The organism is Arthrobacter glycogeni (assembly GCF_054510815.1).
Genome location: NZ_JBTNDV010000001.1, coordinates 175,021 through 189,228, shown reverse-complemented (window position 1 = coordinate 189,228; position 14,208 = coordinate 175,021). Strand labels below are relative to the sequence as shown.

General features: G+C 64.0%; 13 protein-coding genes. 6 read left to right on the top strand and 7 right to left on the bottom strand.

Annotated features, from left to right (window positions below; genetic code table 11):
- Positions 1–48 precede the first annotated feature (48 nt).
- Positions 49–1,041 carry an ABC transporter substrate-binding protein gene (locus ACX80G_RS00850; RefSeq protein ID WP_459305079.1) on the top strand — a complete coding sequence of 331 codons (993 nt, stop codon included), beginning with the start codon at positions 49–51 and terminating at the stop codon, positions 1,039–1,041.
- 103 nt (positions 1,042–1,144) lie between these two features.
- On the opposite strand, the gene ACX80G_RS00845 is transcribed toward ACX80G_RS00850, so the two are convergent.
- From ACX80G_RS00845 to ACX80G_RS00830, 4 genes are read right to left on the bottom strand one after another with little or no spacing between them, the layout of a single operon-like run.
- The gene (locus tag ACX80G_RS00845; protein WP_459305078.1) at positions 1,145–1,981 is read right to left on the bottom strand and encodes an amidohydrolase family protein; all 837 of its coding nucleotides are present in this window, start codon (positions 1,979–1,981) and stop codon (positions 1,145–1,147) included.
- Positions 1,978–2,949, bottom strand: coding sequence for an aldo/keto reductase (locus ACX80G_RS00840; protein ID WP_459305077.1), 972 nt, complete (start codon positions 2,947–2,949; stop codon positions 1,978–1,980). The genes ACX80G_RS00845 and ACX80G_RS00840 overlap by 4 nt, the downstream gene beginning before the upstream one ends.
- Positions 2,946–3,269 (bottom strand): L-rhamnose mutarotase, encoded by a 324-nt coding sequence (locus tag ACX80G_RS00835; protein ID WP_459305076.1) that lies wholly within the window; start codon positions 3,267–3,269, stop codon positions 2,946–2,948. The genes ACX80G_RS00840 and ACX80G_RS00835 overlap by 4 nt, the downstream gene beginning before the upstream one ends.
- A gap of 4 nt (positions 3,270–3,273) precedes the next feature.
- Positions 3,274–4,593, bottom strand: coding sequence for an enolase C-terminal domain-like protein (locus ACX80G_RS00830; RefSeq protein ID WP_459305075.1), 1,320 nt, complete (start codon positions 4,591–4,593; stop codon positions 3,274–3,276).
- Positions 4,594–4,805: 212 nt separating this feature from the next.
- Between ACX80G_RS00830 and ACX80G_RS00825 the strand changes: the two genes are divergently transcribed.
- From ACX80G_RS00825 to ACX80G_RS00810, 4 genes are read left to right on the top strand one after another with little or no spacing between them, the layout of a single operon-like run.
- Positions 4,806–5,702: a fumarylacetoacetate hydrolase family protein gene (locus tag ACX80G_RS00825; protein WP_459305074.1), complete on the top strand. Its 897-nt coding sequence runs from the start codon at positions 4,806–4,808 to the stop codon at positions 5,700–5,702.
- Entirely contained in the window at positions 5,699–6,481 is a 783-nt protein-coding gene (locus ACX80G_RS00820) for an SDR family NAD(P)-dependent oxidoreductase (protein ID WP_459305073.1), read from the top strand. The genes ACX80G_RS00825 and ACX80G_RS00820 overlap by 4 nt, the downstream gene beginning before the upstream one ends.
- 1 nt (position 6,482) lies before the next feature.
- Complete coding sequence (locus tag ACX80G_RS00815) at positions 6,483–8,117, top strand: fucose isomerase (RefSeq protein WP_459305072.1); 1,635 nt, start codon at positions 6,483–6,485, stop codon at positions 8,115–8,117.
- A gap of 33 nt (positions 8,118–8,150) precedes the next feature.
- Positions 8,151–9,662: an FGGY-family carbohydrate kinase gene (locus tag ACX80G_RS00810; protein ID WP_459305071.1), complete on the top strand. Its 1,512-nt coding sequence runs from the start codon at positions 8,151–8,153 to the stop codon at positions 9,660–9,662.
- Here the strand turns inward: ACX80G_RS00810 and ACX80G_RS00805 are convergent.
- The 3 genes from ACX80G_RS00805 to sctO form a co-directional block, all read right to left on the bottom strand.
- On the bottom strand, positions 9,659–10,369 hold the full coding sequence (locus tag ACX80G_RS00805; protein ID WP_459305070.1) for an aspartate/glutamate racemase family protein: 711 nt from the start codon (positions 10,367–10,369) through the stop codon (positions 9,659–9,661). The genes ACX80G_RS00810 and ACX80G_RS00805 overlap by 4 nt on opposite strands.
- A gap of 106 nt (positions 10,370–10,475) precedes the next feature.
- The gene (locus ACX80G_RS00800; RefSeq protein ID WP_459305069.1) at positions 10,476–10,949 is read right to left on the bottom strand and encodes a VOC family protein; all 474 of its coding nucleotides are present in this window, start codon (positions 10,947–10,949) and stop codon (positions 10,476–10,478) included.
- 130 nt (positions 10,950–11,079) lie between these two features.
- Positions 11,080–11,970, bottom strand: a complete 891-nt coding sequence (sctO, locus tag ACX80G_RS00795) for a type III secretion system stalk subunit SctO (protein WP_459305068.1) — start codon at positions 11,968–11,970, stop codon at positions 11,080–11,082.
- 186 nt (positions 11,971–12,156) lie between these two features.
- Here sctO and ACX80G_RS00790 point away from each other — a divergent pair, with 186 nt between their 5' ends.
- Positions 12,157–14,202, top strand: coding sequence for a putative bifunctional diguanylate cyclase/phosphodiesterase (locus ACX80G_RS00790; RefSeq protein ID WP_459305067.1), 2,046 nt, complete (start codon positions 12,157–12,159; stop codon positions 14,200–14,202).
- The last annotated feature ends 6 nt before the right edge of the window (positions 14,203–14,208 follow it).

Below are 14,208 nucleotides of genomic sequence, written 5' to 3'. Positions count from 1 at the left end.
CACCGAAGGTCGGCACCGATGCCAGCCGGACACGAAAATGGAGAAATCATGAAATTTGGAAAGAAAGCACTCGCGGCAGGTTTGATGGTCTCGGCCCTCGCACTGAGCGCCTGCGGTGATTCAGCTGGCAGCACCGATTCGGAACTCGACTCGGCAGGGACTGGCGACGAGCTTTACATCGCGATGGTTTCGAAGGGGTTCCAGCACCAGTTCTGGCAGGCTGTCAAACAGGGCGCCGAAGAGAAGGCAGAGGAACTTGGCGTCGAAGTGACGTTCGAGGGCCCCGCATCGGAAACCGAAGTAGATGCGCAGCTGCAGATGCTTCAGGCGGCCATCGACCGCGCCCCCGACGCCATTGCCTATGCGGCACTCGACCCCGAAGCCTGTGTTGCGTTGATGGATGAAGCCGAATCGGCGGGCATCCCGGTGGTGCAGTTCGATGCTGGCTGTGCGAGCGACTACCCGGTCAACCTGGCCCAGACCAACAGCAAGGACGCTGGGGCGCTCGCCGCAGACAATATGGCTGAGCTGATCGGGGGATCCGGCGAAGTCGGGATCGTCGGTCACAGCCAGATCAACAGCACCGGAGTGGAACGCAGGGACGGTTTCGTGGAACGGATGGAGTCCGAATACCCGGATATCACTGTTGTTGACATCCAGTACGGGGACGGCGACCACCTGAAATCAGCCGATATCGCGAAGGCCATGATCCAGTCCAACCCCGACCTCAAAGGCCTCTACGGCACAAATGAGGGCTCCGCGATCGGCATCGTCAATGGCGTCAACGAGCTCGGACTTGAACCGGGCGAGTTGAAGATCATCGGATTCGACTCGGGCAAGGCACAGACCGACGCCATCAAGAGTGGAGTGATGGCCGGTGCTATCACCCAGGACCCGATCGGTATGGGAGCCGCAACTGTTGAGGCCGCGATGAAGGCGATCGAGGGTGAAGAGCAGGAGCCCATCACGGATACCCCGTTCTACTTCTATAACGCAGACAACATCGACGATCCGGAAATCGCTCCGGTTCTGTACGAATAGGAAACAACGACCGTTGATGGCCTCCGCACCCGCGGGGGCCATCAAGGGTCAAGCCTCGATTGGCTCCGGCAATTCAGGGTCGCACTCCAGCTGAGGGGCGTTTCTACAGGGTGTTTCTCCGGTACGTGCGCGTGGCGGTTCCCGCAAGCACGGCCTCCTGCTCGGCGGGGCTCAACGAACCAATCAGAGTCTTCAGCACTTCCCACGTCGGCTGGTACCCACCGAAGGGTACGGTCATGGGCCAGTCTCCGCCGTACATCAGGCGGTTCGGGCCGAATAATTCCAGGGCCGTGGTGAAGACAGGCTCGAGCTGTTCAACACTGCACCCCGCGTGAGGAATCTGCAATCCCGAAAGTTTCGCCACGGTGTTGGGCGAAGCGGCACAGCGGGCCAGTTGCTCCCGCCACCTGTCCCAGGCGTCGGCGTCAACGGGTGGCGGCTTTCCTAGGTGGTCCACCACCACGGTTAGGTCGGGCAGTGCGGCGGCCAGCTCTGCCGTGGCAGAGAGGTGACGGGGGAACGCGTCGGGGACGTCCAACGGGAGCCCGGCCGCTGCCACCAGTGCAAGCGATCGCCGGACCTCCGGCAGCGCCAAAAAACCGTCCCGCGGGTCGTCGTGGACCAGGTGACGCACGCCGGTAAACAACGGATGGTCCATCCACCGCTCCAGCTGGGCGGCCGCCGTGCGGGAATTGTCCAGTCGGACCCACCCCACAACTCCGCGGATCCAGGTGTTAGCCTCCGCCGTAGCGAGCAGGAACGCGGTATCGTCGACCGAGTCGTCAGCCTGGACCAGGACAGCCTCCGCGATACCGGCCCGGTCCAACTCGTCTCGTGCCTGTGCTGCCGTGAAGTCGCGGTGCAGCGCACCAAGATCCGGTGTGATCCAGTCATAGCCGCCCCGGCTGAGGTCCCAGAGGTGGAGGTGCGCGTCGATCATGCGGTGCTGGACTCCGGAGGAACCAGGCCTTGAGCGGCGAGGTCCGCCCAGAGTGCTTCGGGTATGGCTGCGGCCATATTGGCGATATTGCTGGACATCTGATCGGCCCCGTGGGCACCAATCACCACACTGCACACGGCTGGGTGTCGCAGCGGGTACTGCAGGGCGGCAGCGGGTAACTCGACACTGTATCGGCGGCAGATGCCAGCCAACAGTCGCGCCCGGTGGAGCAGATCGGCCGGGGCCCGCTGATAGTTGTAGTGGGCCGTCTCCGGAACCGCGTGCCTCGCCAGGATGCCGGAGTTGAAGACCCCCGCCGCGACCACCCGCGTGCCCCGCTCCTCACAGAGGTGGAGCACGGTGCCGAGGGCATGCTGTTCCAGCAGCGTGTAGCGTCCGGCGAGCATCACGACGTCGAGCTCGGACTCGGCGAGCAGCGCGGCGACGGCTTCCGCCGAGTTGGAACCGACGCCGACCGCCTGGACCAGACCCTCGGCCTTGAGCTTCTGCAATGCCGGAAGCGCGGTCGAAAGGGCGGCTGCCAGCCCGTGCGCTTCCGGATCGTGCAGGTACAGGACATCCACCGAGTCGACGCCGAGCCGGGTAAGCGATTCCTCCAGGCTGCGGCGGATGCCCGCCTCCGAATAGTCCCACCGCCTGAGTGTGCGGGCCTCAACGTCGAAACCCTCGGTGTCCCTGTTCCCCGGCTGAAACTGGGGATTGTCGACCAGAAGGCGGCCAACTTTGGTAGAAAGCACGAAGTCTGAACGTGGTTTGGTTCGCAGGAATGCACCAAGCCGTTTCTCGGAGAGACCGAGCCCGTAATGCGGTGCGGTGTCGAAATAGCGAATGCCGCCGTCCCAGGCTGCGTCGAGCGTTGAGACGGCTTCGTCGTCGTCAATCCTCGAGTACAGGTTCCCCAGCGCGGCGGCTCCGTAGCCTAGGGTGCCCAGCGCAAGCGTGGTCATCGCTGACGTAGACCCCAGACCAGTGGAATGCCGCGGTCTTCACCGGAGTAGCTGTCCTCGATCTCCAGCAGCTCGGACATCCGGGCTTGCCAGGGGAGGTTGGCTGGGTGCTCCGCCAGGAACGTTCGCATGCGGGAATAGTCGTCGACCTCGATGACGTGGAACAAGTCCCGGCCGCTGCGCCAGATGCGCCAGTTGTGGACACCAATCTGGCGCATCGCCTCATCAAGTTCGGCTGGAATATGCTGGTGGATCCGGTCATAGTCCGCCTCTTTGCCCGGTTTGAGCCGGGTGTGCACCGCAATTGTTTCGCTTTTCATGATGTCACTTTGCCATAGTCAGGGTGGCGGTCGACCACACCGGTCCGTCAGGGAACGCAAACTCGACGAGGGAGGCTGCCTTCATCTCGCTACCGCCTCCCGGGACCAGCGGGGCCCGGTAGTGTCCATGGTGCAGCTCGACCGGGGCGATGAAGTGCTCGTGCAGGTGATCGACAAATTCGATCATCCGGTTCTCCTTCGTGCCGGACACTGCTACGAAGTCGAACATCGATAAATGCTGCACAGCTTCACACAATCCAACGCCGCCAGCGTGCGGGCAGACCCGTACTCCAAACTTGGCGGCCAGGAGCAGGATGGCAATGTTTTCGTTCACCCCCGCCACCCGCGCAGCGTCCAGCTGTAGGACTTCCAGCGACCCGGCCTGCAGCATCTGTTTGAAAATGATCCGGTTCTGCGCATGTTCGCCGGTGGCGACCGGAATTGGGGCGATGGCCTTCGCGATGGCCGCGTGGGCCAGAATGTCGTCGGGGCTGGTCGGTTCCTCCACCCACGCGATATCGGAATCCGCCAGGGCCTTGACCCAGGCGACGGCCTCAGCAGTGTCCCAGCGCTGGTTGGCGTCGATGGCAATCCGCATGGCGGGCCCGCATGCCGCGCGGGCTACTTTCAGCCGGCGAATGTCGTCCTCCAGGTGGGCACCAACCTTGAGTTTGATCTGGTGGAACCCTTCCGCCGCCGCCTCCCGGCACAGGCGGGCAAGTTTTTCGTCGCTGTATCCGAGCCAGCCCGGTGTGGTCGTGTACGCCGGGTACCCCTCGGCGAGCAATTCGGCTTCCCGCGCGGCTCGTCCGGGGTGGGCAGCACGGAGGATAGCAAGGGCCTCCGCCTCGGTGAGGGCATCGGTCAAATAACGGAAGTCCACCAGGGACACCAGCTCCTCCGGTGTCATCCGGGCGAGTAGTTTCCACAGGGGCAGGGCTGCACGCTTGGCCTTGAGGTCCCAGAGGGCATTGATCACGGCGCCGATGGCCATATGCATTACCCCTTTCTCCGGACCCAACCACCGGAGCTGGGAGTCGTACACCATGCTCCGGGATACAGCACCCATGTCAGCGAGGAGGTGCTCCGCGTTCTTGCCTTTGACGAACGGGACCAGGGCTGCCAGGGCGCCAGCCACGACGTCATTTCCGCGACCAATCGTAAAGACGAAGCCGTGGCCTTCGTGACCGTCCCCTGCGTCGGTCTCAATCCTGAGGTAGGCGGCCGAATAGTCGGGATCAGGATTCATCGCATCCGAACCGTCCAGCGACGTGGAGGTGGGGAAGCGGACGTCGCTGATCGAGACGGCTGTGATGGTACTCACTGACTTGACTCCCTTGCTGCGGCCCCGGACGATACCTTCTGGCGTGGCCCAGGTGCTCCTGAGACTAGACATCCGATGTCTACCTTGTCAACGTCGACAGATTCTGTATTCTGGATCATGACAGGCGACGGCGTCGCGAGGTGTCCCGGCAAGCGGCGCCACCAGGTTTGGTACACCAGGGTTCTAGGTAGGAAGAAGTTAGGGAGCAACGAGTGAAACTGATCAGAATCGGCGAGCCAGGCGTGGAGGCTCCTGCCGTCCTTAACACAGACTCGTCAGGGGTCGAAAAGACGTATGATCTATCTGGTCTGACTGCCGATATCGACGGCGGGTTCCTCGCGGATGACGGCATTGAACGAACCCGGCAGGCGTTGGCTGAGGGAACGCTGCCGGAGCTGCAGCACGCCGGCCGGATCGGTTCGCCCATCGCCAGGCCGCAAGCAATTATTTGTGTCGGCATGAACTACGCAGCACACGCAACCGAGTCAGGTTCGGAGCCGCCGACTCTACCCATTATTTTCCTGAAAACCCCCAACACCCTGGCAGGTCCCTACGACCCCACTGTCCTTCCACGGAACAGCACCACCACCGATTGGGAGGTGGAGCTCGGCGTCGTGATCGGACGGCGGGCAAGCTACCTGGAATCGCGCGAGCAGTCGGCCGATCATATCGCGGGCTATCTGGTAGCCAACGACGTTTCCGAACGGACGTTCCAACTGGAGGAATCCGGTGGTCAGTGGTCGAAGGGCAAGTGTGCACCCGGGTTTTCGCCGCTGGGACCCTGGCTCATCCCCGCTGATGAGGTGGATCCTGGCAGGTTGGGTCTCCGCTGTTGGGTCAATGGTGAACGGCGTCAGGATTCCAGCACGGCGGACATGATCTTCCCTGCCGATTATCTGGTGCACCACCTGAGCCAGTACCTCGTCCTTGAGCCAGGAGATGTGGTGCTTACCGGAACGCCTCAAGGAGTGGCGCTGTCCGGCAGATTCCCGTACCTGAAACCTGGTGACGTGGTGGAGGTTGAAATCGACGGGCTCGGACGACAACGGCAGGTAATTGCCGGCGTATCCCTGCTCGACGCGCCCGGAGAACCGGTGAGTGGGCGGTGACGGCGGATTTCACCGGTCTCGTCGCGTTGGTCACTGGAGGTGCATCTGGAATCGGTGCGTCGACGGCCGCCCGGCTCGCCGCCGACGGGGCTTCGGTTGCAGTGCTGGACCTGAACCCGGATGACGCGGCACCGGACCACCTGGCGCTGCAGTGTGATATCGCCGACGACGGATCGGTCCGCGCCGCTATCGACGCAGTGATCGGGAAGTTCGGGCGGCTGGATATCGTGGTGAATAACGCCGGAATTGGTGCCCAGGGCACGGTGGCCGATAACGACGACAACGAATGGCATCGCGTCCTCGACATCAATGTGTTGGGAATTGTGCGGGTGACTAGGGCGGCGCTGCCCTACCTGCGCGAATCGCCGTCGGCCGCCGTCGTGAACGTCTGCTCCATCGCCGCTACGGTGGGCCTTCCGCAGCGAGCCCTGTACAGCGCGAGCAAGGGCGCCGTCCTGGCTCTGACCCTCAGTATGGCCGCCGACCACGTGGGCGAAGGCATCAGGGTGAACTGCGTGAACCCCGGAACGGCGGACACCCCCTGGATCGGAAAGCTGTTGGCGAAAGCTGACGACCCCGCAACGGAACGTGCGGCGCTCAACGCCCGCCAGCCACACGGACGATTGGTCCAGGCAGATGAAGTCGCTGCCGCCATTGTGTACCTGGCGTCGCCGGCCGCCGGATCGACCACCGGAACGTCCCTAGCCGTCGACGGCGGAATGCAGGGTCTACGCCTGCGCCCTGCGGCGCCAACACCCGACCTATTCAAAGGAGAATGAGATGACCAGTTACACCTTTCCGAAAGAACTTGAATTGCCTGTCCTGCGGGACAAAACCGTGTACACGGTGGCCAGCGGTGACCTTCGCCTGAGCGCGAACACGGCGGGCTGGACTACCCAGCAAAAGCTTGAAGCAGACTTCGCCGGCGCCGTCGAGCGTTCCGGATTCGCCGTTCACCGCGGCCATGAGGTGAATCCCGAAACCGGGCACGGATTCATTGACAGCCAGCGCGCCGGCATGAACGTTTTTCGCAGCATTCCCGCCGAAGCGCCTTTGGTGGTGGTGGACGCAGTGTGGCAGTACAGCCACCACGTGTTGGCCGGGCTGCGGTCCCACCGCGGTCCGATCCTGGTGGTGGCGAACTGGGCAGGCGACTTTCCCGGGCTGGTGGGGCTACTGAACCTGACAGCCTCCCTGACAAAGGCCGGGATTGCCTATTCGTCGCTGTGGAGCGAAGACTTCACCGATACGTGGGCGCTCGACAAGGTAGCGGAGTGGTTGCGGACCGGAACTATCGTTCACGATCTCAGCCATGTACGCGATCTGGGCCAGCTGCCCCCGACACCTGAAACCAGACTGGGGCAGGCCCTTGCCCAGCAATTGTCAACGGAGAAGGCGATCATTGGAATCTTCGACGAGGGTTGCATGGGGATGTACAACGCCATCATCGACGACGAACTGCTCAATCCGCTGGGCATCTATAAGGAACGCCTCTCCCAGTCGGCGCTTCTGGCCGAAATGGGGAAGGTGTCCGACGAGGAGGCACAGGCTGTCCGCAACTGGCTCGACGAAGCACGATTTACCTTTCACTTTGGTACCGACGACGCCACTGAACTCACCGAGGCGCAGGTGCATGAGCAACTGAAAATGTATGTCGCAGCTGTGCGGATCGCCGACGATTTCGGCGCCGACGCCATTGGAATCCAATACCAGCAGGGTCTGAAAGATATGACCCCCGCCTCGGACCTGGTGGAGGGCCTGCTCAACAATGTCTCCCGTCCCCCAGTACTGTCCCGGAGCGGATCCCGCGAGCTCTACCCCGGCGCCGCACTTCCGCACTTCAACGAGGTCGATGAGGGTGTTGCGGTGGACGCACTGATCACCAACAGGATCTGGACGGCGATGGGCCTGGATCCGGCCAACACCCTCCATGACATCCGGTGGGGTGAGAAGTACAACGGTGAGTTCGTGTGGGTATTCGAAATTTCGGGTTCGGTGCCAGCATCGCATAACGGGGGGTACGAGAAGTCGTACGGAATGCGTCAACCGGCGGTGTTCTTCCCGCGGGGCGGCTCGACCTTGTCGGGCGTTTCCAGGCCCGGCGACATCGTCTGGTCCCGGGTGTTCATTATGGACGGCGAATTGCACCTCGACCTCGGTCGCGGGCACGTCGTGGAGCTTCCGGAGGAGGAGACTCAGCGGCGGCTCGACGCCACCGACAAGCAATGGCCCATCATGCACGCGGTACTTCACGGTGTGTCCCGGGACCAGTTGATGGCCCGGCATAAGGCCAATCATGTCCAGGTGGTCTACGCGCCGGATGCGGAGACAGCGGATAGGGCGCTCGTCGCGAAGGCGGCATTTTTCGCTGAGTTGGGCGTACACGTTCACCTCTGCGGGACGGTTGACCTGTAACCATGAAGCGGACCGGTCGGGAAGGGTTCTATAGTGGCTGACGTCGTCCTCGGAGTCGACATTGGCACCGGCAGCAGCAAGGGTGTCCTGGTTGCAATGGACGGGACGGTCCGGCGCACCAAGGTGATCGAGCATCGGGTGGAGCGCCCGTACCCGGGTTGGGTGGAGATGGATGCTCACATCTGGTGGGACGAATTCACCGCCATCTGCCGGGCGCTGCTGCTCGATTCCGTCAATGCTGACTCACCCGACACCGTCGTCGCCGTGGGCGTCAGCGGCATGGGCCCGTGCGTGCTGCTCACTGACGATCACGACCAGCCGTTGCGTCCGGCCATCCTCTACGGTGTGGACACCCGCGCTACCGCCCAGATTTCCGTGCTGACCAGTGAACTGGGTGGGGACCAGGCAATTCTGGACCGTTGCGGATCCGTGCTGTCCACGCAGGCGGTTGGCCCGAAGCTCGCCTGGATTGCCGAGCATGAGCCGACCGTGCTGGGGCGAGCCCGGAAACTGTTCATGCCATCGTCCTGGCTGGCGTTCAAACTGACCGGCGAATATGTTCTGGACCATCACTCAGCCAGTCAGTCCACCCCGCTCTACGACACCAATCTCCTCGACTGGTACCACCCGTGGTCGCAGCACATCGCCCCGGACCTGCAATTGCCGCGGCTGATCTGGCCGTCGGGTATCGCGGGGACGGTGTCTACGGGCGCGGCCCGCGAGACCGGGCTGCCCCCGGGAGTGCCGGTGATTGCCGGAACGATCGATGCGTGGACGGAGGCCGTCAGCGTGGACGCACAAAACGACGGCGACCTGATGCTGATGTACGGCTCGACCATGTTCCTCGTGCACACCGTCCCCGGGAAGGTTTTCACCCCGAACCTGTGGGGGACAATCGGCGCCTTTGAAGGGACGAGGAGCCTGGCGGGTGGCATGGCAACCTCCGGTGCGATCACCGGGTGGCTCAAGGAGCTTTTCGGCTCAGTGGATTACCCGGAATTGCTGGCCGAGGCAGAGCGCTCCGGGCCTGGGGCGGGCGGCCTGGTGATGCTGCCCTACTTCGCCGGGGAGCGCACACCCATCGCTGACCCGGATGCCCGCGGCCTGATCGCGGGGCTCACGTTGTCCCATGGACGCGGTGACCTCTACCGGGCAGCCCTCGAGGCGACGGCATTAGGGGTGCGTCACAACATCGAGCAGATCGAAGCGGCGGGAGGTGCGATCGAACGGATTATCGCCGTCGGCGGCGGCACCCAGGGGGACCTGTGGATGCAGATTGTCTCGGATATCACCGGTCTTCCGCAGGTGGTCCCGACCAACACCATCGGCGCCAGTTACGGCGCCGCCTATTTTGCGGCGCTGGCAACCGGCAATTCACACGTTGATATCCGGTCGTGGAATCCCACCGCCAGGGTTATTGTCCCGAATCCGGCGGTTAGGGACAACTATGATGAGCTGTACTCGCTGTATCGCGACCTGTATCCGGCCACCCGCGAGATAACCCATCACCTTGCGCAACGCCAGCACCTACTGTTCCGCGACTAACTGGCAAGTCCCCCGGCCGGGACCAGCCCATCCCGGCCGGAGGTGAACGCCCTCGCCTCGGATGGTGGCTCCTGGCCCAGATGGAGGGTGAGCGCCGACCCGGCGGCCAGCACCGGATCGATCACGGGAAGACCGTACCGGCGGCGCAGTTCACGGGAAACGCCCATGCTGGTCAGGCCGGTGCAGCCTTGAAGGATGACGTCGGCGCCGTCGTCGACCAGCCGCTCAGCCGCGAGGTACGTTTCGTACACCCCCGACGGCGTGAGCAGCTCCTGGGTGTGGGTGACGCCGTCGGGCGACTGAACCGTATGGAGGTGACGGCCCAGCACGTCGACGACGGCCGGGGGCGGGTCGGCGCTCAACGCCAGCACCCCGATCCGCGAGCCCAGTGTCAGGGCCGCCGCAGCGCCCGCCGAGCCGGCACCAACCACCGGAACGCCGACCAGGGCACGGACCTCCGCGAGGCCAGGATCGGACGAGCAACTGATCATGATGCCATCCACGTGCGGCGCCAGGTCGGCGGCGAGGGCCAGGACCTTCGGGGCTGCGGAGTCGTGGGTGTGCTGGTCGTAGACGCCCTCAGGCTGGTCGTGGACCGCGCGCGAAATTACCTCGACGCCGAACGCTTCCTGGAGGGCGCGGCCGTGGACGTTCAGCAGTCGTGGATCGCTGGCGGTGAGGACTCTGATGAGGCCGATGCGTGACATTGATTCCTCGGGGGAGGGCCGGGTGGTTACCTCAATGGTGACAGCGCCGGATTAACACCGGGTTTCGGGCGGATTAGCAGTAAAAGAGCACTCGGCCGTGGTTGAGCTAGCCGTGGTAGGCGCGCTCCAGTCCAGCAATGTCGATTTTTCGCATCGCGAGCATCGCCTGCATGGCGCGCCCGGCTCCCTCGGCGTCAGGACCGGACAGGAGTTCCCCGAGCCGGGTGGGGACAATCTGCCAGGACAACCCGTACTTGTCCTTCAGCCAGCCGCACCTCGATTCCTCTCCGCCGTCGGCGATCAACGCGGCCCAAAGCCGGTCGGTTTCTTCCTGCGACGTGGTGCTGACGGCAAGGGATACGGCTTCGGTGAAGGGAAACAGCGGACCGCCGTTGAGGGCCTGGAACGCGACGCCGTCCAGTTCGAACTGCACCATGATCGCCGTGCCGGCGGGCTGCGGGCCGCCGTCGCCATATCGGGACACGTCAACGATCCGCGACTTGCCGAAGAGGGAAACGTAGAAGGTAGCGGCCTCTTCGGCCTGCGCATCGAACCAGAGACACGGTGCTATTGCTGACATGGTGGACTCCTCGTGGCGTGGCGTGGCGTGGCGTGGCGTGGCGTGGCGTGGCGTGACTGGGGCTGGGCTGGGCGGTCGATGTTTGTAGTCTGGCCCGGCAGCGCCCGGCGCGCAAGGACCGCTGGCTCGGCTAGAGCAGCTTCTCAAGGTGGCGCCGCGCGCTGTCCACGGCGCGCTGTGCATTGCGGGCGGCGCGGACTGCGGCCGACTGTTCCCGTTCGGCGTCGTCGATGCGGGCGTCGAGGGTCGACAGGTCGGCCCTCAGCTCGGTGAGGCGGCGCTGCAAATCCTCAATCTCGGCGGTCAGGCCGGTGCGGCGGTTCTGAAACTTGGCGAGCCGGCGTCCTGCGTCCTCGGCGTCGTCGTCGGCATCGGTCAGGGTGCGTTCGGCGTCCTCAAGGTCGGCGCGGGCGTTCCCGGTCGCCTCGTCGTCGGCCCCGGAGTTCCCTGCGTTCCCGTCCCCTGCCCCGGTTGAGTCGGCTCCGGCACCGGTGGGTCGTTCAAACGGCCCGCCCACCGCGCCAGCGAGGTCGACGGCGTCCCAACCGCTGGCGCTCAGGGCGCGGAGGAGGCGTCCGCTCGAAACGGCGGCGGCGGCGTCGGGATCGGTCATCGCGGCGCGGAACGTCTGCTCCACTTCCGCTGCGACGGAGGCGCTCACACCGTGACCCAGCTCCGTGGCCACTGCGACGCTGTCCTGGCCGAGTGAAGTCAGGACCCGCTGCCGTTGCTGCCCGAGCTCCTTCATCAGTTTCTGGTCGAGACGATCCTGGGCGCTGCGCAGCGCGACGCCGAGTTCGAGCGCCTCCCTCATGGCACTCTGGTGCCGCTGAACGAGCATGTTCACTAGCCACCCGGCCATCGACGGCTTGGGCAGCCGTTTGATCTGCTCGGCAAGCGGCTTGTCTTCGGTACTTTTGGCTAGCGCGTTGCGTCCGGCGGTGAACTCCTCCAGCGGCAGACCATACAGGCGCGCAGCCGCCTCTCTAAGGGCTGGCTCCGGTAGCTGCCGATTGCTCACAACGTCCTTCCTTGAGACGGGTGGGTCTGGCCCCAATGTAGCGGTGGTGACGTACCTCTCACAATTGCCGCTACCATTCCTGTAGAGGAATCGGTCTGGGGAGACAGATCGGCGATTGCCCGGCAACGCTCTCCGGCGGTAGCAGGCGTGGGTGTGGGTGCCGAAGAACAACAAAGGATGAGTTGAATGGCGCTGAAGTGGGGACCCCGGTTCAAGGGGGAGGGATTGCCTGAGTCATTGTTTGCGCGGGCGCACGCGGCTACGTCTGAGGTCTCGTTGATCACCGATGCCCGCCAGAATATCCTCCACGTCTCGGATTCCTTCACGGCCATCACCGGGCATCGTCCAGAGGAGGTGCTCGGGCACAATTGCCGGTTGCTGCAGGGGCCGGGGTCCGATCCGGAGACCAAGCGTGTCATGCGCACCGCACTGGCTGCGGGGGAGGCCTTCCGCGGGGAGATCCTCAACTACCGCAAGGACGGGTCAGCGTTCTGGAATGACCTCAGTGTGGTTCCGTTGCGCGATGCCGCCGGTCACGTCACTCACTTCGTCAGTGTCCAACGGGACATCAACACGCGGATGGCCCTGCACGAGCAGCTGCGGTTCCAGGCGCTGCACGATCCGGTGACGGGACTGCCCAACCGGGTGGCGCTCGCCGAACGGTTCCAGGACGTATTCGCTCGAGGCGACCACAGTTACGTGACCGCAGCAGTGGGCATGATCGATCTCGACGATTTCCGGGCAGTCAATAACGCGTTTGGCCACGAAGCCGGGGACCGGGTGCTCAAGGAATGGGCTGTGCGCATGCAGGCCAACCTCCGCGACGGCGATTTCCTCGGACGGATGGGAGGCGACGAGTTCATTCTCGTGGTGAAGGACATTGACCGTGCCACAGCGCCAGAAGTGCTGGCCGGGATTCTGGACTCGCTGCATGACGCTGTGGAGCGGCCGTTCCTCGCCTCGGGGAAAAGTGTCAGGGTGGGGATGAGTATGGGACTGGCCCTGTATCCCCGAGACGGCTGCGACATGGCAACACTGCTGCGCAACGCCGATGATGCGCTGTATCAGTCGAAGAAGACAAAGAAGAAGCGTGACCGGTGGTGGACGCTCGCCGCGGTTGAACCTGCCGCCGAAGTTGGGTCGGACCTGACCTACCTGCAGGCAGGAATTGCTGACGCCGGCGGGCGCCCCGACAGTGCCGTCATCGAACGCTACCGGGCCCAGCTGCGCTCGGGTGGCCTCGAAGCTTTCATGCAGCCCGTGATTGACCTGCGCGACGGATCTGTTCACCTGTTCGAGGCGTTGGCCCGCCTGCGGATGCCCGACGGGCGCCTCGCGGCACCCGGTGAATTCCTGCCCTTTCTATCCGACGTCGAGCTGGACCTGCTATTTGTCGGGATGCTCGATCAGGCGCTCGGATGGGTGGCGCAGTGGGATCGGGAGGGTCTGCACGCGAACATCTCGGTGAATCTTCCCCCGAGCACCCTGCTGAATCCGGATTGCCTGGATCTAGTCAGTAATGCGTTGCGGCGTCATCATGTCTCCGCGGACCGGCTGGGACTGGAACTGCTCGAATCCCAGACCCTGGAGTGGGAAATACAGCGGGATGCCCTGGACCAGCTGGTGGGGCTGGGTGTGGGACTGGCGATGGATGACCTCGGTGCTGGCTACAGCAGCCTCAAACGGTTGTCGGCTCTCCCGTTCAACGCGATCAAGCTGGACCGCGAGCTTCTCACCGAGATCCGCAGGAAGCCCGTCGAGACGCTGAGTATGATCGCTTCCCTGATTCAGATGGGGAGGGACTTCGGAATGAACGTCGCGATCGAGGGGCTCGAGGATCTGGGCATCACCGAGGCCGCAATGATCCTTGGCGCCCCGCTCGGCCAGGGATACTACTTCACCCGTCCCTTGCGTGCCGGTGAGGCGGCGTCGTGGGCCGCCGGGTTTGTCATTGATGTGCACCCGGTCCGTCCGCGAACCTACCTGGGCGGGTTGGCCTATCACTGGCAGTTCGCCCGTCTGGGAGCCCCACATCCGCGGCCGCTCGGTGAATGCCCCCTCACGGGCTTGCTCGATAACAGTCCCGCCGTCGACGACGTAATGCGCTGGCACGCCCAGCAGCACGACCCTGATGCAAGCCATTCAGCAGCGGGCCGCCTGTTAGTGGACTGGCTGGTGCACGAGATTCGCCGAAAGGGTGGTGCCACCCCCGGAGCCTTCACCCCGGTCTAGGGTCGC

Coding starts and splice junctions, on each gene's coding strand:
- ACX80G_RS00850 (WP_459305079.1), top strand. CDS start 49: ATGAAATTTGGAAAGAAAGCACTCGCGGCAGGTTTGATGGTCTCGGCC.
- ACX80G_RS00845 (WP_459305078.1), bottom strand. CDS start 1,981: ATGATCGACGCGCACCTCCACCTCTGGGACCTCAGCCGGGGCGGCTAT.
- ACX80G_RS00840 (WP_459305077.1), bottom strand. CDS start 2,949: ATGACCACGCTTGCGCTGGGCACCCTAGGCTACGGAGCCGCCGCGCTG.
- ACX80G_RS00835 (WP_459305076.1), bottom strand. CDS start 3,269: ATGAAAAGCGAAACAATTGCGGTGCACACCCGGCTCAAACCGGGCAAA.
- ACX80G_RS00815 (WP_459305072.1), top strand. CDS start 6,483: ATGACCAGTTACACCTTTCCGAAAGAACTTGAATTGCCTGTCCTGCGG.
- ACX80G_RS00805 (WP_459305070.1), bottom strand. CDS start 10,369: ATGTCACGCATCGGCCTCATCAGAGTCCTCACCGCCAGCGATCCACGA.
- ACX80G_RS00800 (WP_459305069.1), bottom strand. CDS start 10,949: ATGTCAGCAATAGCACCGTGTCTCTGGTTCGATGCGCAGGCCGAAGAG.
- ACX80G_RS00790 (WP_459305067.1), top strand. CDS start 12,157: ATGGCGCTGAAGTGGGGACCCCGGTTCAAGGGGGAGGGATTGCCTGAG.